General features: G+C 43.1%; 17 protein-coding genes. 7 read left to right on the top strand and 10 right to left on the bottom strand.

The features are described 5' to 3' along the window. Positions 1 to 81: 81 nt before the first annotated feature. Complete coding sequence (locus tag BJP34_RS26640) at positions 82 to 1425, bottom strand: tetratricopeptide repeat protein (RefSeq protein ID WP_070394948.1); 1344 nt, start codon at positions 1423 to 1425, stop codon at positions 82 to 84. A gap of 878 nt (positions 1426 to 2303) precedes the next feature. After that, positions 2304 to 2537: a hypothetical protein gene (locus BJP34_RS26635; protein ID WP_070394947.1), complete on the bottom strand. Its 234-nt coding sequence runs from the start codon at positions 2535 to 2537 to the stop codon at positions 2304 to 2306. 606 nt (positions 2538 to 3143) lie between these two features. Between BJP34_RS26635 and BJP34_RS49520 the strand changes: the two genes are divergently transcribed. Continuing rightward, positions 3144 to 3317, top strand: a complete 174-nt coding sequence (locus BJP34_RS49520; RefSeq protein WP_324610960.1) for a type II toxin-antitoxin system RelE family toxin — start codon at positions 3144 to 3146, stop codon at positions 3315 to 3317. Between the two features lie 307 nt (positions 3318 to 3624). On the opposite strand, the gene BJP34_RS41000 is transcribed toward BJP34_RS49520, so the two are convergent. The 6 genes from BJP34_RS41000 to BJP34_RS26605 form a co-directional block, all read right to left on the bottom strand. After that, on the bottom strand, positions 3625 to 3852 hold the full coding sequence (locus tag BJP34_RS41000) for a hypothetical protein (RefSeq protein WP_149031200.1): 228 nt from the start codon (positions 3850 to 3852) through the stop codon (positions 3625 to 3627). A gap of 262 nt (positions 3853 to 4114) precedes the next feature. Continuing rightward, positions 4115 to 4756 (bottom strand): sulfotransferase family 2 domain-containing protein, encoded by a 642-nt coding sequence (locus BJP34_RS26625; protein ID WP_070394946.1) that lies wholly within the window; start codon positions 4754 to 4756, stop codon positions 4115 to 4117. 279 nt (positions 4757 to 5035) lie between these two features. Next, positions 5036 to 5707: a sulfotransferase family 2 domain-containing protein gene (locus BJP34_RS26620; RefSeq protein ID WP_070394945.1), complete on the bottom strand. Its 672-nt coding sequence runs from the start codon at positions 5705 to 5707 to the stop codon at positions 5036 to 5038. Continuing rightward, positions 5704 to 8595, bottom strand: a complete 2892-nt coding sequence (locus BJP34_RS26615) for a glycosyltransferase (RefSeq protein ID WP_070394944.1) — start codon at positions 8593 to 8595, stop codon at positions 5704 to 5706. Before BJP34_RS26615 ends, BJP34_RS26620 begins: the two co-directional genes overlap by 4 nt. Positions 8596 to 9316: 721 nt before the next feature. Beyond that, entirely contained in the window at positions 9317 to 10396 is a 1080-nt protein-coding gene (psbA, locus tag BJP34_RS26610) for a photosystem II q(b) protein (protein ID WP_070393396.1), read from the bottom strand. Positions 10397 to 10755: 359 nt separating this feature from the next. Then, complete coding sequence (locus tag BJP34_RS26605) at positions 10756 to 12144, bottom strand: GH1 family beta-glucosidase (protein ID WP_070394943.1); 1389 nt, start codon at positions 12142 to 12144, stop codon at positions 10756 to 10758. Between the two features lie 430 nt (positions 12145 to 12574). On the opposite strand from BJP34_RS26605, the gene BJP34_RS26600 reads away from it, so the two are divergent. The 5 genes from BJP34_RS26600 (at position 12575) to BJP34_RS49515 (ending at position 15130) form a co-directional block, all read left to right on the top strand. Further along, entirely contained in the window at positions 12575 to 12868 is a 294-nt protein-coding gene (locus BJP34_RS26600; protein WP_070394942.1) for a hypothetical protein, read from the top strand. A 481-nt stretch (positions 12869 to 13349) separates the two neighbouring features. Continuing rightward, complete coding sequence (locus tag BJP34_RS44585) at positions 13350 to 13742, top strand: recombinase family protein (protein WP_229424490.1); 393 nt, start codon at positions 13350 to 13352, stop codon at positions 13740 to 13742. Further along, positions 13699 to 14475 (top strand): helix-turn-helix domain-containing protein, encoded by a 777-nt coding sequence (locus BJP34_RS47860; protein ID WP_229424489.1) that lies wholly within the window; start codon positions 13699 to 13701, stop codon positions 14473 to 14475. The genes BJP34_RS44585 and BJP34_RS47860 overlap by 44 nt, the downstream gene beginning before the upstream one ends. Positions 14476 to 14650: 175 nt before the next feature. Beyond that, the gene (locus tag BJP34_RS47855; protein WP_229424040.1) at positions 14651 to 14992 is read left to right on the top strand and encodes a transposase; all 342 of its coding nucleotides are present in this window, start codon (positions 14651 to 14653) and stop codon (positions 14990 to 14992) included. Between the two features lie 3 nt (positions 14993 to 14995). Further along, positions 14996 to 15130, top strand: coding sequence for a hypothetical protein (locus tag BJP34_RS49515; protein WP_267876388.1), 135 nt, complete (start codon positions 14996 to 14998; stop codon positions 15128 to 15130). Here the strand turns inward: BJP34_RS49515 and BJP34_RS26590 are convergent. After that, positions 15127 to 17391 carry an aminotransferase class I/II-fold pyridoxal phosphate-dependent enzyme gene (locus BJP34_RS26590; RefSeq protein ID WP_229424039.1) on the bottom strand — a complete coding sequence of 755 codons (2265 nt, stop codon included), beginning with the start codon at positions 17389 to 17391 and terminating at the stop codon, positions 15127 to 15129. The two genes, BJP34_RS49515 and BJP34_RS26590, sit on opposite strands and share 4 nt — an antisense overlap. Before the next feature lie 190 nt (positions 17392 to 17581). After that, complete coding sequence (locus BJP34_RS26585) at positions 17582 to 19237, bottom strand: Ppx/GppA phosphatase family protein (protein WP_070394941.1); 1656 nt, start codon at positions 19235 to 19237, stop codon at positions 17582 to 17584. A gap of 412 nt (positions 19238 to 19649) precedes the next feature. Here BJP34_RS26585 and BJP34_RS26575 point away from each other — a divergent pair, with 412 nt between their 5' ends. Next, positions 19650 to 21020, top strand: a complete 1371-nt coding sequence (locus BJP34_RS26575) for an IS200/IS605 family element transposase accessory protein TnpB (protein ID WP_070394939.1) — start codon at positions 19650 to 19652, stop codon at positions 21018 to 21020. Positions 21021 to 21057 lie beyond the last annotated feature (37 nt).

Genomic DNA, 21057 nt, shown 5'->3' with positions numbered 1-21057 from the left:
ATTCATGTTTCGCCTCGTAGTCAGGGTTAGGTTGCTACCCGTAACGCACCACTGCTGAGCCAAACAACTGTATCGCTTTTTTCAGATTCTCTTGCCTATCACCACGGATTCTGTCACTATAGGCAGACCAAGGTTGTTTTGAGGGTTGTTTTGAGTCATTGCCCAAGCCATGGGTAAGTCTGGTTTCGTGCGAACGGACGAAGCTTGTTGGAATGCTTCAATAGCAAGTTCTAGATTATTAGCCCTGTCCCCACGGATTCTGTTTCTGTAAGCAATGCCCAGGTTGCTTTGAGTCTGTGCCCACTCAATGGGGAAGTCTTCTTGGGTGTAAACTTCCAAAGCGAGTTGGTATTCTTCAATGGCAAATTCTAAATTCTCAGCCCTGTCGCCACAGATTCTGTCACTGTAAGCATTGCCCAGGTTGCTTTGAGTCTGTGCCCACTCGATCGGGAAGTCTTCTTTGGTGTAAACTTCCAAAGCGAGTTGGTATGCGTCAATGGTAAGTTCGAGATTATAAGCCCTGCCCCCAAGCATTCTCTGACTGTAGGCTTCGGCTAGGTTGGTTTGAATCTCTGCCCAATAGTAGGGGAAGTCTGATTGAGTGTAAACTGACAAGGCTAGTAGGTATCGGGCAATCGCTTTTTCCAGATTCTCAGCCCTGGGGTGGCGGATTCTGTTTCTGTAGGCTTCCCCCAGGTTGATTTGAGTCATTGCCCAATAGATAGGGAAATCTGATTTGGTGTAAACCGACAATGCTCGTTGGTATTGGGTAATGGCAAGTTCTAGATTCAATGCCCTCTCCCCACGGATTCTGGTTCTGTAGGCTTGCCCCAGGTTGGTTTGAATCGCTGCCCAACTTTCCCGCTTACTCTCACGGGTAAAGACCTTTAGCACCTGTTTGTAACCAGCAATGGCGATTTCCATGTTATTGGCTTTATTGCCTAGAGGAAACTGCTGGATCAGGTGGCTGAATTCCCAAATAACTCTAGCGATGTATTCTGCTTCGGCTTCCGAGAGTTTAGCACTTGCCCAGGTTTCCAGGATATCGATAAAGTTATCATCAAGTTTGTCTAGGTTGGCTCCCAGGAGTGGGTAGATGACTTTCGGGTCGCTATCGCTGTTGTCAGTTGCCAGCAATACCTCTGTCAAAAATTTCAGATAGTCTTGGCACGAGAGATTAGCTGAGGTAGGGGTTTCTGAGATTCCCAGCATGTCTAAAAGCTCACTCCTCAGACCCAGTAAAACCTCAGCACTGTTTTGCTTGCCCTCTGCTGTCAGTTGTTCTGCTACTTGTGCCATTACCTGCAATAACTCTGAATCCACTAACTCACGGTTGCTCTCAAGAATTTTGAATTCTTCACCGCTGGGACAAGTTAGCACTTGCTCGATCAGCTTCAGGTATGCTCGTAGTCTTTGTTTGTCCATTTTTGCTGGTTTTTTCGGGTGCATCCGAGCTTTCGCAACAATACGACCATTGAAGGCTAAAACACTTATCCCGTTCCCTCAATTGTAGAGTTACAACATAGATTTACAATCTTGAGATGCACCAGTTTGTTCTTACCCCTAGTCCCGACTGCTTTCCCCCCTTAATTAAGGGGGGTTAGGGGGGATCCCTACTCCCTAAAAACCACAACTTGTGTAACTCACCCAATTCAGAAGTCCTATAACTATAGCGTTTTCTAGTAAGGGTGAGGTACATCTCAATTTTATTTTTTGCTCCGAAGCTCCGTTCGCGTTTGCGCAGCGTCTGGCTCTGCCAGTAAGCGTGGCCCACGGCCTTAGCTCCTGACTCCCTAATCCCTACGGTGCGCGTTCCCTAAAACCCAGAAAGAAAGTAACTTACCCAATTAATAATTACCTTAACTATACCAATAAAAAAAAATCGGTCAAGTTATGGTTAACCCCAATCCTTGACCGATTTATATTGTGTAAACGTCAACAACTACAGCTTAACTGCATTCAAATTTGAATAACTACTGATCAACTAATACATTCGTCAGTGGTCAGTGGTCAGTGGTCAGCCATTGACCATTGGCTGAATGCTTAAAAATAACCTCCACAATTCCTGGTCGCCAGGGCGTCAAACCCTGTCTTGATGCAATAGCGAGTGGGGGAAACCACGGCAGTTGCTCATGGTTAGAAGTTACCGTAAGACAGTTGAGCCTTAATCAATAAGTTTTACCCCTTTTGTGCATAGCCGACCAACCATAAAGGCTCAACTGTCTAAGGTTTCGTCTCCGGGGAGACCCCCAAGACCGCACTGCCTCCCCAAGACCGCGCTGCATCGCTGGCAAAACCCTATCCTAGTCTACATAGAAATATCGAATCAAAGTGGTCATAACCTCACCAGGGTTTTCGGTAGGTTCGGGAGTGCTCCACTCGTCGGGATAGGCGTATTTAAGACCATAAATGGCATAAATAGTATGCCGAACTTGTTCAGGAGAACCAATCAAGATGTGCTTGACTTTCTTAGGTTTGCGACCAGGGTTTTCAGGGTTCTGATTTTCATCGGAGTTGGGCGGAAGATTTTTCGTCATGACCAGTTATTCGTTAAGTTTGGTGACACTATTAATATATTAATAAATTAATTAAACTGTCAAGGGGTTTAGAAAATTTTTTTTATTACGAAATATGGAGATAATGGAGACCGTGGGTAGGGTGATAATTGTGGATATTTTTGGAATATAAACTCGTTTTTATTTGTCTACATTTTTTATAAAATTAATCGTATAATCGTAGGGTGGGCAGTGCTTCCGAGAAATTGCCAAGCTTGGGATAGCTTTAATCGGCACTGCCCACCAACAGCAAATTAATCAAATTAATCAAATGAATCGTAGGGTGGGCAGTGCTTCCGAGCAATTACAAAGCGTAAGGTAGATTTAATCGGCACTGCCCACCAACAGGAACTTAATCAAATTAATCAAATGAATCGTAGGGTGGGCAGTGCTTCCGAGCAATTACAAAGCGTAAGGTAGATTTAATCGGCACTGCCCACCAACAGGAACTTAATCAAATGAATGGTAGCCATTGCCCACCAACAGGAACTTAATAAAAAGAATCCTAGGGTGGGCAGTGCTTCATACCAAGTTAAAAGCTGACAATCTCGAAGGTAAGCACTGCCCACCCTACGCCATATCTAGATCATGCTATCTTTTCAAGATCTTAGCGAAATCAATAACATCAAAAAATTAAAAGGAGAAGATAATGCCTATCGAATTCGTGTAGGTGATTATAGAATTGGCTTTTTTATGAAAGGCGATACTATGATCTTCTCCCGTGTTCTCCATAGACGAGAATTTTATCGTTATTTTCCTTAAAGTGAAGTAAAAAGTAAATAAATAAGATGAATCGTAGGGTGGGCAGTGCTTGAGACCGATTTAAAAGCTTATCATAGCTTTTATAAGCACTGCCCACCAACAGGAACTTAATTCAAAGAATCCTCAGGTGGGCAGTGCTTCATACCCATTTAAAAGTTTGGGATAGCTTTTTTAGGCACTGCCCACCCTACATCTCTACTAGATTTTTGATAAACTTAATCTGATGGTGGGCAGTGCTTCATACCCATTTAAAACCTGATAATCTCGAAAGTAAGCACTGCCCACCCTACGCCATATCTACGCCATATCATGATGATGCGATCGCGCTGCTGGTCAATACCAGACCAGTAATTAGAAATAAATAAGATGAATCGTAGGGTGGGCAGTGCTTCCGAGAAAATTCCAAGCTTGGGATAGCTTTGATAGGCACTGCCGACCAACAGCAAATTAAATAAAATGAATCGTAGAATCGTAGGGTGGGCAGTGCTTGAGACCGATTTAAAAGCTTATCATAGCTTTTATAAGCACTGCCCACCAACAGGAACTTAATTCAAAGAATCCTCAGGTGGGCAGTGCTTCATACCCATTTAAAAGTTTGGGATAGCTTTTTTAGGCACTGCCCACCCTACATCTCTACTAGATTTTTGATAAACTTAATCTGATGGTGGGCAGTGCTTCATACCCATTTAAAACCTGATAATCTCGAAAGTAAGCACTGCCCACCCTACATCTATATTACCTATTACCTATTACCTATTACCTATTACCTATTACCTATTGCCTATTGCCTTACCCAACTACGCCATCCCAAACTTATAATTTCCATACTTAATGTCATACCAAAATAAATTAGTAACTCTATCTATAGCTTCTTGATTATAATAATTAGCGTAATCATTCCTTTTGTCTTGCTCTATCTTAGGTAAATTCAGCTTCAGTCCTAGCATAGACTCCAAGAAAGTTAAATCTGATTCTAAATTTTCAAAACGGATAACATAATCCAAAAGAAACGTGTTCTCCTCATCAAGTGCCGAGTAAGACAGTGAGTAAGCCGACAAATCAGTTAAGTGCTTACCTGCCTTGATATCCCAGGATTTTCCCTTAGTTATCCACTCGGTAAAGGGCATTTTTTTGTTGGGATTGTACTGTTTTTTTTCCCAAAAATAGAAGCCATTGTGATCAGGATTTCCAAAGGAGTACACAGAGACAAGCATATCCCAGGGATTTCTAACAGACGTGAATTTAAAGTAGCTATTCCAGTCCCAACCCATGCGCTCAAAATGCTGTTTCACCATAGATGCTGGCACATGGGGATTGTTGTGTCGTCCTTTATCTGTACTAACACTATCACTGTAAGGCTCTAGTGCTTGTCTAATCGTAGCATCACCAGACCTGGGCTTACCAATGAATACGAATTTATGCTTGTGTGATAGTCTCATTTTATAGCAGTTGTTAATTGGGTGAGGTCAAAAGTCCTAGGTTTTAGGGAACAGCGGATCTGGGAACAGCGGATCTGGGAACAGGGAGTAGGGAGTAGGGAGTAGGGAGTCGGGAGTCGGGGTAAGAAAATTGACTGTATCTTCTAAGTCTTATCAACGCTATAAATTGGAGATTATTCAGTTATAAAACAAACCCTCCAACCCTATACTCCTATTCCCGATTCCCGATTCCCGATTCCCGATTCCCGATTCCCGATTCCCTACTCCCTACTCCCTAGTTTAAAAAGAATACTTTCCGTAGTTGATATCATACTCAAACAGTTCGGAGACTATTGCTTGGGATTCGCTATCATAATACTGGCTATAGTGGTCATGCTTGCTGGTATTTATCTTCAAAGAATCTATAGGTATTCCTAGCTTTGAAGCGACAAAATCTAAGTCTTCCTCTAAGTGTTCAACACGAATAACATAATCCACTAGGAAATTATTATGATCATCAAGAACATAGTAAGGAAGGGTATAGGTAGACAAATCATCAAAATATATTTGCTGCTTCAAGTCCCAGGATTTTCCAGTCTTAATCCACTCCTTAAATGGCATCCTAGTGTTTGGGTTATAGGGGTATTTTTCGACAATGTCTTCCGATACACGGATTGCTCTTGCTGTTTCCCACCAATAAATACCTCGGTGATCTGGCTTGGCATAGAAGTACAGAGAAACCAGCATATCCCAAGGGTTTCGGATACTAATAAACTTGAAGTAGCTGTTCCAGTTCCAACCCATACGCTCAAAATGCTGCTTTAACAGAGATGCTGGCACATGGTGATGGTAATGTCGCTTCTTATCCGTACTGGAAATATCGGTGTAAGGATCCAATGCCTTGCGAATACTAGTACTAGCACACTTAGGTTTGCTGAGGAATACAAACTTATGCTTGTGGGATATTCTCATGATAACTGTTGATAGATTTCCGATTTAACAATTGATTTTAAGAAATAATCGTTGCTCAGCTTTTCTTTAATCGGGTGCTGCTTCAGGTAGTGGTAGGTTTCCTCAATTAAAGCAAAATCCTCAGCTTTGGCCGCTGCTTCTTCTCTAGACTGGAAGTAAAGGGGATAGTCTTCACCCAAATACTCTTTTACAGCTGGCAGCGGATTGACTAAAACCGGGGTATTTCTAACGATGCACTCAATGATCGCGTTATTGGCACTGGTGTCATACAACTCCAAATAAGCAATATTCTTTGACAAGACCTCATCATACTCATCATTGGGCAAATAATCAACTATCTGCACATAACTGTAATTGGGCTGTAAATTAAATACTTGTTTTTCAGTGTGTAACATTTCCCCAGCATAGGGTTTACGTAACACCACCTTTTTGTAATTTTTTACTGGTAAATAGTAGATAGAGTGCATCTTCCGCAACCAAATCCCAATTTGGATAATAGTTGGCTCAGGATTTGCCAAAAACTTATCCATGGAAAACGTAACATCTGGGGTTTCCGTAGGATGTATCACGCTAACAATTGGCACATCTAGCTGCTTTTGGAGCCATCGACGAGAGTCTTCAGACAAACAAAATAGACCTTGACAATACTTAATACTCTCTTGCCACAACTGACTTGTAAATATTCTCTGAGGTGACAGGTGTTCTTGAAACCATTTAGGGGCATAGGGAGGACAATGGATGAATCCAATCCAAGGCTCTGTATAAGCCGTTGGGCTGTTGTTACAATCTCCAGGATCCGAACCCCAGGCGAATTTCTTTTCTATGAAGCCATCCACCAAGATTCCAGCATCATTGTGTAAGGCTTTCAAGCTATTCATCGCATAAGACCATCCAGAGCGATGCTCCCCATAATGATACTGTAAAGCAGAAGCAAGATTGAGTTTTTTCGGATAATCCCCAGAGTCTTCAAACCCTGAATCTTGCTCTTGAGTTTGGGAGACATCAAGGTTTCCGTTACCATTGGATTCCTGAGTTAGGGGTACATAATACTCCTGTAGAATTTTTTTCTCAAAATCAACCGTTGACTCAAACCGCCTGTTATAGGATTGAGGATCTTCTAGGTAAATTCCTAAAGGTTCCCTCAATAGCATGAATTTAGACCCGTTAGTTGAACAACGTAACCAAAATTCCCAATCAGCACTCGCGCCATAGCCAATTTCATCGAAATAGCCATTTTTTTCATGGACACTCTTCCGCCATACCGGCATACAATGGGGAAGATTTTGGGAGCCGATCTTACCTTTTTCCTCCCCTTCAGCCCACCACTTTTCTTGAAAAAAGTCTTCAGTTCCAAAATACTCCGGGAATCCCACATACCAGACTGCATGAGCGGTATTATTATCCCAGGTTTCATTGGGCTGCATCGTAACTTTCAGAGGAGCGCAAACCACGTCCACATCAGGATGCTCATCCAAAGCTCTCATATGTTCTTGAATATGTCTGGGCGCTCTGCGGTCATCGAGATTAGCGTTGGTAATATAGTGACCACGGGCTAGTCGAATGCTCATGTTCCACACTTCATAGAGCCCTGGGTCTTCATCCAATTTTATATAGATAATATTGGGATACCTGGTCATATACTTTTTAATCACAGGCTCTTCATTTCCCGGAGAATTGGGATTGACCAATAGTAATTCACATTCAGCAAAAACAGTCTGATCGGTAATATCCTTAAGGAAGTGTTCAATATACTTATCCCCTTTAAAGACTGATGTGATGATGGATACTTTTGGTTTCCATTTATAGGTACTAAATGGTCGATTAAGCAGAGTAGAGCGTATTAGATTTTGCCATTCCGGTAGGTTACTGACTCTATAAGAATTGAATGGAGAACCATGAGCAGCTGAAAATGTGGTAAACTGCTCTATCCAATCGGAAATCGTTTCTGTTGCCTGGTAAGGAGTAATGCTTAGGGAGTTTTTTAACTCCTCAGCCATAGTGGTGAAATTACCAGCATGATAAGAGCTCCAGGCTGACCAGACTAAGGAATTATAATCGTGATTTTTAGTATTGGTATGGCTATAGACCGGATTCTGAGCATCAGGTAATCGGTGTTTATATATAATCGGTTTTTTACTGTTTTGATAAATTGTCAAAAATTGCTTAACGATATAGTTATCAATGTGACCAATTAAGTCATAATCAACTTTGTTTATATCAGCTTTTTCTTGATAAGAATGATACCGTGCTGGAGCAAATATTTTTGTAAATTTAAGGGCAGATTTTTGCCAGATTTCGTAGCTATAGTTGGTGGAGTGTTTGACATGATAAGCAACAGGAGAGACTAAGTCTTTTATGGTTAACCCCTGTTGCCAAGCAATCACTGGTACCCAGAAATCCCAAAAGGGAATACCAAGGCAAAAGTCAGAGGATGGAAATTTTTCCAGCAGTTCTTTTTCAAAAAAGAACACATCAACCCCAACATCGTAAATCTCACCGTTGATTGATTCAGCAGTATCAATATCGACTCGTGAAGCGAGCAGGATAGAGTCTTGAGTCTGCTCTCGAATAAAGTCTGTAAAATCCTGCTCAGCTTTTAAGATAATATCTGCGTTAACAATTCCACAGATTTGGCTACCGTACTCACGCAAATAGGATAAGAGGTCATCAATGTAAACATAAGGCTTACCATAATGCTCTCGTCCATCTCGAAATACTCTGTGAAATTTAATGTCTTGATATAAAGGCTGGAGTTTCTCAATCTCTTCTAGAATATTTAAGGAAACAACCTCAAATCCTAGACTAAGCCAGCTATTAATAGCTGCTTGTTGCTTGTTAAGATTTCCTGGTGCAATACTAGTTACGATGACAAGGGGTTCAGTTGTCATTAGTCATTGGTCCTTGAGGAAAGGGAACAGGGAGTAGGGAGTAGGGAGTAGGGAGTAGGGAGTAGGGAGTAGGGAGTAGGGAGTAGGGAACAGGGAAAAATTTTTGTATACCTCACTCGTGATGAGAATTGCTATAAGCACCATTACAAAATTAATTAACTACTCTGAATCTCTGTAACCCTTACATTGTAAGGCTTTGAGTTTTTTGGAATGTGCAATTAATTTTGTGCACCTGCTTATATCGATGCTATCGGAATTGATAGTATTTTTCTGTTGATAGTAAACCAAGTAACCACATAAAAATTATAATTTTATATAAAGTTATCCCCAATTTTCTATTAATTTTTATTAAAGGGAACAGAAAAGACAAAAGGTAAAGGGGTATTGACAACTAACAAATGACTACCAATATAGCAATTATCAGAGTCATGAGGACAAAGCTTATCCCTTTAAGGCAAAAGGCAAAAGGCAAAAGGCAATAGTAAAGAGGGTTTTAAGAGAATCAGTGTCAAATAAGAATCTACCTCATAACTGCGAGAAACGCTATAAATACAGAATTTGCTAGTAACCGTAAGCGATATCTAAATTTTCTTCCCTACTCCCTACTCCCTACTCCCTACTCCCTACTCCCTGAGAACTCCAATAATGACAGACAAACAAAAAAGCGCTCCCCAAAAAGAGAGCGCTTTTTATTAACTAAGCTGATTAAGCCAAGTTGAAATTAACCGTTGATTGCTGGAGCAGTCAAAGCTACAGGAGTAGCTTCAGCCGCAGCTAGGTCTAGAGGGAAGTTGTGAGCGTTACGCTCGTGCATTACCTCGAAACCTAGGTTGGCGCGGTTTAGTACATCAGCCCAGGTGTTGATCACGTGACCTTGTGAGTCAATGATGCTCTGGTTGAAGTTGAAACCGTTGAGGTTAAATGCCATGGTGCTGATGCCCAGTGCAGTAAACCAGATGCCGATTACAGGCCATGCACCTAAGAAGAAGTGCAAGGAACGGCTGTTGTTGAAGGAAGCGTATTGGAAGATTAAACGACCGAAGTAGCCGTGAGCTGCCACGATGTTGTAAGTTTCTTCCTCTTGACCGAACTTGTAACCATAGTTCTGAGACTCAGTTTCAGTAGTCTCACGTACTAAGGAGGAGGTTACCAAAGAACCGTGCATTGCACTGAACAAAGAACCACCGAATACACCGGCTACACCTAGCATGTGGAACGGGTGCATTAGGATGTTGTGCTCAGCTTGGAACACGAACATGAAGTTGAAGGTTCCGCTGATACCTAGAGGCATACCATCGGAGAAAGAACCTTGTCCAATTGGGTAGATCAAGAATACGGCGCTAGCAGCTGCAACCGGTGCGCTGTAAGCTACGCAGATCCAAGGACGCATACCTAAGCGGTAGCTCAGTTCCCACTCACGACCCATGTAGGCAAATACACCAATCAGGAAGTGGAACACTACCAACTGGTAAGGACCACCGTTGTAAAGCCACTCATCGAGAGAAGCAGCTTCCCAGATTGGGTAGAAGTGTAAGCCAATAGCGTTAGAAGAAGGAACAACAGCACCAGAGATGATGTTGTTTCCGTACATCAAGGAACCAGCAACGGGCTCGCGGATACCATCGATGTCCACAGGAGGAGCAGCGATGAAAGCAATGATGAAGCAGGTGGTAGCAGCTAGCAGGGTTGGGATCATTAATACACCAAACCAGCCCACATAGAGGCGGTTGTTGGTGGAGGTAACCCAATTGCAGAACTGAGACCACACAGAGGTGTTGCTCTGTTGTAATACAGTAGTCATGTTCTAATGATTGCGGGTATGAATATGAAGTTATCGAGGTTCGTCCGGCTTGTTTGCGCCTTCATGTATTTATATTAAGCAATATCTAAAGATATGTAAAGGGTTTTTCGAGTAATTACCCTTAGCTATATTAAATAATGTAAATAAGTAAAAATTATATTAGATAAGTATTGACAAAAAGGGAGTAATGTGAATATGTAAAACAAAAATAGCCACACAAAAATAGCGTTCGCGTAGCGTGACCAAAGGTCACGCTACGCGAACGCTACTAGGAATTCCCCCATTACTCTCTCCCTAGGGTTACACTAACGGATGACAACTATACCGATAGGGGTTTATCGGGTTTTTCCGATTAATGATCAAACTACCCGATTATTTTCAATGCACTGGGAATACCATTCAAAACTAGCCTTAGGAATACGCTGTTGGGTTGGGTAATCAATATAAGTAATGCCAAAGCGCCGATCATATCCCCAATACCACTCAAAGTTATCCATCAGACTCCAGAGGAAATAACCATTAAGAGGATACCCTTCACTAACAGCGCGATGGGCTGCTTTAAAGTACTCTCGGAGGTACAGAATCCTGTCCGTATCAATCACCTCACCCCTAGCATTCAATTCATCCTGTGCCGCACAGCCATTCTCAGTGATAAACATAGGCAAATCTGAACGCCCCAGGGTTTCACTGACATGACGAATCCCCCAATAAAGGGAATCTGGTAGGATATTCAGCCAAGGCAGATTCATGCGAGGGTAGCCTTTGGGCATACCAAGGAACTCGTACCCCTGTGGATTGTCAGCAGCCCGGACATAGGTACCAGTGTAAATATTAAGACAAATCCCATCCAGAGGCTGATGAATAATTTGTAGGTCACATGGTCCGATGTCTGGGGCATTGTCTCCTAACACTTCAAGTAATTCAGGACTATAAGCACCAGTCAGAGCAGGGATAATGATACCGCCATTTTGCCCACATAAAGGGAATGCCTTTTTTGCTGCTGCCACATGGTACGGTGACTCATTGATTGGCACAGTGACGGACAAGTTATCCACAAAGGCTATAGAACAGGGAACCCGGGAAGCACTACGGATGGCTTGACAGCCCAAACCATGAGCTAAAAGGGCATGATGAGAGGTCTGCCATACCTGTTTGATGGAGTTAACACGCCTACCGGGAGCATGGATCGGGTCCTGGTCAACCCCATAGCCTAAGTGAGTAAAACACATGATCTCATTAATGGTCATCCAATTGGTAATGCGATCGCCTAATTGAGTGACCACAGCAGTAACATAATCCGCAAAGTCAAAGGCCATCTGGCGAGAAAGCCAAGACTTGTATTTGTCTTCTAGGGCTTGGGGAGAGTCCCAATGAAATAGAGTGGCATGGGGAGTAATGCCATGATCTAACAAGCAATCCACCAAGCGCTTATAGAAATCAACCCCTTCCTGATTGACTTTCCCACCCCCGTCAGGAATAATCCGAGGCCAAGCAATGCTAAAGCGATAATCCTTGATCCCTAGTTTGACCATCAGCTCTATATCTTCTTTGTAGCGATGGTAGTGGTCACAAGCAACCGCACCGGTATCACCATTAAGTATTTTTCCAGGGGTACCACTGAAGGTATCCCACACACTAGGTTTGCGTCCTCCTTCACTTACTGCTCCTTCAATCTGATAGGAAGCGGTGGCTACTCCCCATATGAACTTCTCTGGGAATTGGTAACTGATGCGATCGCTGTTAGTCATTAGTGCTTTGTTATTAAGACAGGGAGTTACGTACTAGATCATCCCACCTACTTGAGTCGTGGGACGAGTTAACCTATCCCCAATCAACGAAGAATTTTAACAGGAATGATAACTTTTGATCCACAGCTTCTCAGGAATTGAGTAGGTTCCCCAAAGGGGTTGCAACTCCCCTGCCACTGAGCCGAAATCACTGATATATCAAGCCAGGGACCTTGAGGCGGATCAATTTAAGCGACCACCTGTAGCCCTTAACAAGCCACCAATAACCGGGCTTTATGATCCAGATTCACAGACCTTTACCAAGATTTTTAATGAAAATTTAAGATTTTTGACATTTTCGGTTATCGACAGGGATTTCGCCTAAGGTAGAAAGTGCCAAGTCATACTTCGGCTCTGGCTTTCAAGTCACCTGCTTATGCGGTTAAATTTTATGAGCATTTTGCCAAACTTTCTCCGTTCTTTGGTAGTAACAATCCTTCTGAGCTTTATGGCTCCAGTGGCACTAGTTGTTGGTTTACTGGCAGCATTTGGTATAATAGGATACATTCCGGCCTTGACAGGGTTTGGTCTTACTGCCACAACTGAGCTATTGAAATTTCTGACTATTTTTGGTAACGGATCCCCAATTCAGGGAGTATTAGTGATTGCCTTTACCTGTAGCCTAGTCGGAGCATTATTTGACCTCTACGCCTGCGCCCGCTACCACAACCTGAATGATAACTAAGTAGAATCGTAATCAAATTCGTTAAAATTCCCCTGAGATATTGGGGAAATGCAACTGTTGACGATTTTATCCAAATATCTTGCAGTATCTACAAAAATATGTTAGACTTTGATTAGTTTTCTAGTGTCAAAGAAAACATTCTGTAACTTGAATTGAAGCCGAAAACCAAAGCAAACCATGATAGTGGTTGCGTTTTCTATTAAACACAGATTTATGCGCGAAGAGCGGAACAAAACCTATCTTGGCCTTGGGAGATACCCCCTGGCTGCGAGAGCAGCTTGCATTAGTGGGCTAAAATCTGCAAAGTAGATTTTGGTAGCTAAAAAGTATCGGTTGTGTGACAGTTAGCAAAAGTGTAGCATTCGCTACCATTAGCTACTAAGATGTGGTAAATTAAAACGATGGCACTTTTACCCGAGCTAAGGCGGTCGAACTTACGGGACTCTCCAAGAACACTTTTGGGAAGTACGCAGACAATGGCATTATCAAATGTGAACGAACACCAAGCGGAATTAGGCTCTTTGAAACAACAAGTCTGCTCAGCCTTGGAAAAAGAAAAGGAATCAGAGAAGCTACCATCTGTTATTGCCGAGTCAGTAGTAGCAAACAAAGAGACGACCTCCTCAGACAAGTCGCCTATATGCACTCCTTGTTTCCAGAAGCCGAAATCATCCAAGACGTCGGCTATTGGCTCAACTACAAAAGGAAAGGGCTTAGAGCCATACTGGAACGACTTATGTGCGGCGATCAGCTCACAATTGTTGTTGCCTGTCGAGACAGACTTACCCGATTTGGGTTTGAACTCATTGAATACTTGGTCGGTATCAACGGTGGAAAAATCATGGTTCTCGACCAACCTGAAAGTTGTCTTTGATCAGAACTTACCACAGATCTTCTCTGAATCATTCACGTCTTCTCTTGCTGCGTCCACGGACTCAGGAAGTACGGGTCAAAAATCAAAAAAGATCCGACTATTCCTAAATCCTGAACAACGTGCAATCATCCGTCAGTGGTTTGGAGTATCCCGTTACGTCTTTAATAAGACCGTCAAAATTCTTGTTCGCGTAGCGTCGGCTTCGCCGAAAGATGGTGAAGTTAAAGCTAACTGGAAAGCCATTAAAACCGGTATATTGAATGGGCTTCCCGAGTGGTGCAAGGCAGTACCTTATCAAATTAAATCTATAGCAATAAAGGATGCCTGTACCGCTGTTAGGGAGGCAAAAAAAAAATACAAAAAGACTGGACAAATTAATCGCGTTCGCTTTAGGTCTCGCAAGAATCCCGTTCAGTCCTGCTATATTCCAAAATCAGCTGTCTCAGTAAAGGGTGTCTATCACACAAAACTAGGCGAATTAACCTTTGCTGAGACTCTTCCGGGTAATATTTGTGATTGTCGATTGACTAGTAATAATGGGAATTATTACCTGACAGTCCCTTACAATACAGCTCAAATCAAAGCCGAAAACCAAGGTAGAGTAGTTGCATTAGACCCCGGTGTTAGGACTGTCTTGATGCAGTCGCTCATGGGGGAAACCACGGCAGTCGCTCATGGGGGGAACCCCCAAGACCGCGCTGCCTCCCCAAGACCGCGCTGCATCGCTTTTTGACATTTTTTAGTGAAAATTCCATTGGTAAAATTGGTGAAAGTGACTTTTCCCGAATTCAGCGACTTTGTGCTCATCTTGTTCGCGCAGCGTCGGGCTTTGCCCGAATCGTCTCTTGTCCAAGATAAGTAAGGCCAAAGGAAAACAAAAATATCGAATGAGAAAAGCCGCTAGAAGAATGGTCATTAAAATCCAAAATCTAGTCAACGAGTTACATCACAAGGCTGCCCGATTTTTAGTTGATAACTTTGATGTGATACTGCTTCCCACTTTTGAGACGTCAGAAATGGCCAAAAAAGGGAACAGAAAAATCCGATCTAAAACTGTTCGGAATTTACTTTCTTTCGCTCACTACCGATTCAAGGAGTTTCTGAAACATAAAGCCCAAGAAACAGGAAAAGTAGTGGTTGATGTTTGTGAAGCCTATACCAGTAAAACGGTTAGCTGGACTGGTGAGTTAATCAATATTGGTGGCAGCAAGACTATTAAGTCAAAAATTGATGGCCGATCAATGGATTGACCTTTGGTCACGCTTCGCGAACGAGACATCAATGGCGCTCGCGGGATATTCCTGAGAGCCTTGGGAGATACCCCCTGGCTGAGAAATCAGCTTGCATTGGCGAGCCAGAGTTTGCCTTTGGTAGATTCTGGTAGCTAAAAAGTATCGGAAACCTTGTTAACCTGAATATTACACTGTTCCATCAGTACAGAATTTTGGAAAGTATAGCCATCGATTCCTGTCTTGCCAATGTACAAAGTCAGCCGCGTGGGGTCGAGAACAAATTCATCATCCTCCCAGGCTTGCTCGATACGCTGGAACTCTGCTTCTGGATCTTCCTGAGTTTGGTAACGTTTCAGACCTGATGGGCGATAGGTTTCGGGAATCAACTCTTCAGGAGTAAGTATCTTGAAGTATTTTCCTAGCAATGGATGAGTGTTAACCTTCTCCCGCACTACCATTGCCATATCAATCTGGGAATGAACCAATTTGAAGCCTTCCAAATCAACTTGTCGCCGCGCTAAATCCAGAGAAGCCAGAATTTGGTAATTGGGGGACGTGGTGGTGTGGGTCATGTAAGCCTCTAGAAAATCAATTTCCGACCTACGGTTGAACTCCTCGTCCCAGATGTGAATCATGGATGATTGACGCAGCCCAGACAGAGATTTATGTATTGATTGGGTTGAGTACACCCGAATCTTGACTTGATCTGGATCGGGTAACAGGCGCTGGTTCAGCCAGGTGTGATCATCCTCTGGATCAAGCCGATCAAATTGTTCCTTAAAGGCTGCATACTCCTTTCGGTATTGGGGACTGTGATAGCGAGTATGAAGTTCTGTGGCAGCTTGCATTGCTGTACGTTCTCGATAGGTTGAGGTGCAACGAGCAAAGGCAAACCAGGCTTCGTCCCAGAGGAAAACTAGATCTGGCTTGATTGCCAGTATTTCTTCCATGACTCGCTTAACGTTGTAAACAATGCCATTAAAGGTACAGTTTGTCAGTAACAGCATCTTCACCTGCTCCAATTGCCCCTCCCGCTTGAACTTGAGCAATTGTTGCTTGATTTCCTTTAAAGGGATAGCACCATAGATACTATATTCTTTGAGGGAATAGGCATTGAGGTAAAGGGGTTGAGCACCTACTAAGACGATGCCGTAATGGTGAGATTTGTGGCAATGCTGGTCAACCAAGACAATATCACCTGGGGTTAAAATTGCTTGCACAACAATTTTATTGGCAGTTGAAGTCCCATTAGTCACGAAAAAAGTTTGCCTGGAACCAAAGCTTCTTGCTGCTAAACTCTGAGCCTGTTTAAGGGTACCAGTCGGGTGCAATAATGAGTCTAATCCTCCACTGGTTGCTGAAGTTTCTGCTAAAAATAGATTTTGACCATAGAACTCTCCCATGTCCTGAATCCAATCAGACTTAAAAATGGAATTTCCCCGGGAAATGGGCATGGCATGAAATACCCCTGTGGGTTCTTGGCTGTAATTTCTTAAGGCATCGAAGAAAGGGGTTTCGTAACGTTTTTCGATGCCTTGAATAATACTTAAGTGTACTTCAAGATAGTCTTCCTGGTTGTAGAAAATGCGGCGGAAGTTCTGATGCGCCTCAGCATCCACATCAACCACGGATACATCGCTCAACAAGTATAAATCCAACTCTGGACGCAACTTATGTATAATCGCACCTAAAGTAAAACCTCTCGGTTGGTAATATTCCCCAGCTAATTCAGCTTGTTCTAAACCACTCATGTATTCTTCCAGCAGTGACAAACGGTTGTTTGAACGCAGGGGAAAGTCGTAGCCGATAACACAGCATTGAATGCTGTGATTCAACATCAAAGCTGTTAGGGCATCCTCAAAGTTAGAAAGGACGATGATCTGATAAATAAACTTGTCTGTTTTTGAAGCGATTTCTGCCAGTTTTTCGCATAATTCTTTTTCTTTTTCCGGTGTTATGTCGTCTTCGACAAATAAGACGGTAAAATAGAGTTGATTAGAGTTTTGATTGTACTTATCGACTGATATAATTTGCTGTCCATCTTTCTGTTCGCTTGCAAAAATCTGATCCATGTATGCTTGGGCATACAGTTCAGCACGGCTAGACATCAAACGTATAATTTGAGTCACTTCCCAGGAAAGTCGAGAATATTCCTGGCCCTCAAAGTGCTGCTGCAATCGTCGAAATGCATTGATCCCTGGAAATTTCCAGTAGAGCTCGAGGGGTTCGAGAATTTTGAGTTTAGCTGCAATTTTTTCCTTTAAGGTCGAGATATCCTGGCCACTGGCGTGAAGAGATTGCAAGCGCTCTGTTGACAATTTCAGTTGGCTCCAGATGTCAACACGCATTGGTAAGGTATTTTTATAAGTGCTGATATACAAGCAATCAAGAATGCGAGTACATGAGTTTTTGGACACAGTTAGATTGGATTTAGTGATTACGTCGGTTGTCTATAAATTGGTATTATAGCGTTGTAAGCATTCAGCTATCAGCTGAATGCTTACGAATTGGGAATTGATAATTTATCAATGGCTGAGTGCTGAGTGCTGAGTGCTGAACGCGCACGCGTGCGCGTAGCGCATATGCTTAGCTCCCGACTACTTAGCCTTAATAACCGGCCAGGCTACTTTTGGATGCCAAACTCGCCACCACTTTAACTCCAAATTCCTCTTCAAACACCGATTTTTTATAATCCAAATTCCACAGTTCCAAAGCACAATCATCATTAGCAAAAGCTGGAACTAGATATAAATGAAGTGCTTTATCATCGGATCGATAATCCGACTTAACTTGCCGAATTGCACCAATATGTCTACGGTCTAAAGCAATAGCTAACCGTAACAAAGCACTAAGCTGACTCACCAACAGGCGATGCTCTTGATTGGCCAGATTGTTGTAATTCTCATGCTTTTTCTTGGGAGGACTCTTGCGATGGTAACGAGCCAGATTAGCAATGATTTCAATTTCTGGCTCCAGAAAGCCCAACAGTTCAGCATTGCGAATTAAGTAATAAGAATGCTTGTGGTGGGCCGAATGACTAATATACACCCCACAGTTGTGTAAAATTGCTGCTGCCCAAAGTAATTCCCGTGCCTGTGTTCCCCAATTGTGCAGTTTTCCTTGGGTTTGGTCAAATAAGCTCAGGGCAAAGTCAGCCACCCGCTGACTATAGTCCAGGTTGACCTGATATTTCCCAGCAACTGCGAGCACACTCCTTTCCCTGACCTCATCTTGGTAGCGTAGTCGGTCTTCAATCAATCCATGGGTGAGCATCCAGTCAACGATTAAGCCTTCCCGGAGTGATTGCCCACAAATTATGAGCGACTCCATTCCCAGAAGCTTCATAGCTTCTAATAAAATGATTGCCCCAGCAACAATAATTTCTGAACGCCTCTCGGACATCTCTGGCAGGGTTGAGCGTTCAGCCAAACTCATAGCAGCTAAGCGCTTGAGCATTTTTTCCAAATCTTGACGACTGAGCTCATACCCGGTTAGGGGATTAGGTAACATACCCAGATGCTCATAAGCGTGCATCTTGGCTAGGGTCTCAATAGTGCCAGATGTCCCCACTAAACGAGGCTGTTCACTCAGTTTCAAGTTACCCTGGATGTCGTCAACAGCTCGCTCTAACATTCCCCTGATATAGGCTTGCAAATACAGAAACTCACTTTGGCTGATGGGGTCTGTAGTTACAAACTCCTTTGTAAGACGAACGGCTCCTATTTTTGTGCTACTTAGGGAACGGGGGTTGTGACTATCCCCGAGGATCAATTCCGTTGAACCACCGCCAATATCAATAATGATATGGGGCTGGTTGTTGAATTCCATAGCTGACAACACACCTAGGTAGATGCGTCGTGCTTCCTCCTGACCAGAAATTAGGTTGACCAATAAACCCAATTCTGTATAGACCTGTTGCAAAAAAGCCTGGCCATTCCGAGCTTCCCGCACAGCACTGGTTGCTACAGCAACTATGTTTTCAGCATTGAGGCTAGCTGCTAGTTCCTTGCAGCGTTGTAGAGTTGCGATCGCTCTATTCATGGCTTCGGGGGTCAACTCACCGGTTCGGGGGTTGCAATTTCCTAACCTGACCGTGTCCTTTTCTTTACCAATAATCGTGAATGCCGGTAGTTTAGCGTCAATTCGCACCACCACCATGTGAATGGAATTGGTACCAATGTCGATGGCAGCAATAATGCGCTCTTGCTCTTTGTCAGGAGTAGAAACATGTAGGAAAATGTCTTGGGTCAGTGAGTTAACCATATTGATGTATCCTGCTTACAGATATCAACCCGAAACCTATCAATAACGATATCTTTAAGGAGACTAACAAAAAATAGGCACTATCTCCTATTTTGAACAAGAATACGACGCATTCCCCCACCTGGCCTATGGCCACGCTACGCGAACGGCTTGCCAGGTGGGGTTAAGGAGTAATCAGTCGATCTGACTTCTAGCCCAGCGCTCTATAAGCTCCCCAACGCTAATACCTGATTCCTTAGCAGAGATCCGCAACTCTTTCCATGCTGTATCTGTGAGCATTACAGTGTGTGGTTTTTTGATTTCGTCGTAATGAACCGGAACCCCTCTCATTCTTTTTTGAGATTTTCTCTGTTTGATGCTTGACATTATTAGAATACCCGTGTATACTAATAGTATAGTAGCAAAAGAACCTATGAAAACGCCAACAAAGATCATTCGCACCGATAAATGGACTCTCAACCCCACTCCTGAGCAACGTGTACTGCTTGGTGAGACGGTTGAAGTCTATCGTCGGGCTTGTCGATATCTGGTTGGCATCATCTATACCCACTGGGGAGAACTTGGGGAATTAACGGCAGATCAATTGACCCCTGCTGTTGAAAAGTTGATGCACAAAACGGCTAAACGTCCTAGTATCAAATACCCGCAGTTCAATAAAACCTTCTACAAATTCCCTAGTTACTTACGTCGGGCTGCAATCGCATTCTCTGCTGGTCAGGTCAGTAGTTTAGTTACTCGTTATAGGGATTGGCAATCAGGAAGTAGAAAAAGAAAGGATGCCAAGGCTCCAAGACTAAACGCAAACACTGGTTGTTACCCTTCTTTGTATAAAGGTCAATGTTATAAATTACATGGCTTTGACCAAGTAGAAATTAAAGTTTTTAATGGCTCTGACTGGATTTGGACAACGGTTCAAATTACTGGACTTAGGGAGCGTCATTTAGTGGCAACCAACAAGATGATGTCTCCTTCATTGGTGTTCAATGATAGGTTTTGTCATTTGTCTGTTCCGTTCACTTGTAAGCCAGAAAAAAGAAAACCAGAGGCAAATGTTACAGCAGTTGATTTAGGCATAAATACTACTGCAACAATAGCGGTTGTCACCCACAGCGGCACTGTAATTTACCGGGAGTTTATTCACCCGGGGAGAGACATAGACCGTAGGGACAAACGACTAAAATCCGTATCTATGCGGGGGTCCAAGACTATGGGTAAAGGCGGAAAACTTCATAAAGGCTTCTGTTCTAGTACCTATGATAAATGTCGGAGAATTAACCATCAGATAGGCCATATTGTTTCAAAGCGAATTGTTGAGATTGCTGAAAGATTCAACTCTGTTCGCGTAGCGTGGCCTACGGCCTTAGCAATAGTATTTGAGGATCTCAAAGGATGGAAGCCAAGGGGTGGACGAAAACGTTCCAATCTACGGCAAAGATTCCATGGATGGCTCAAGGCAAAAATTCGTGACTTTACAGAAATGAAATGGGCAGAATTGGGAGGTAAAGTTATAGAAGTTCTGGCAGCATATACTTCCAAGCTTGCCTATGATGGCTCTGGCACAGTCAGACGTGATTCAAATAATTATGCCCTAGCAACCTTCTCTTCAGCTAAGCGTTTCAATGCAGACTTAAATGGTGCTTACAACATCGGTGCTAGAGGTGTTTTTAAACTCGTTCGTAGAAATAGCAACGAGGGTCGTTCCAGCAAAAGATCTGGACGACCGCCTAGAAGCTGGGCTTGCTTGTGTGACTTATGGACGCTTCGTAGTTCTAAGTTAGCATAGGACACCACCACCTGGCTATCGCCACGCTACGCGAACG

Source organism: Moorena producens PAL-8-15-08-1 (assembly GCF_001767235.1).
GTDB lineage: Bacteria > Cyanobacteriota > Cyanobacteriia > Cyanobacteriales > Coleofasciculaceae > Moorena > Moorena producens_A.
This window is presented reverse-complemented; position numbering and strand designations above follow the sequence as displayed.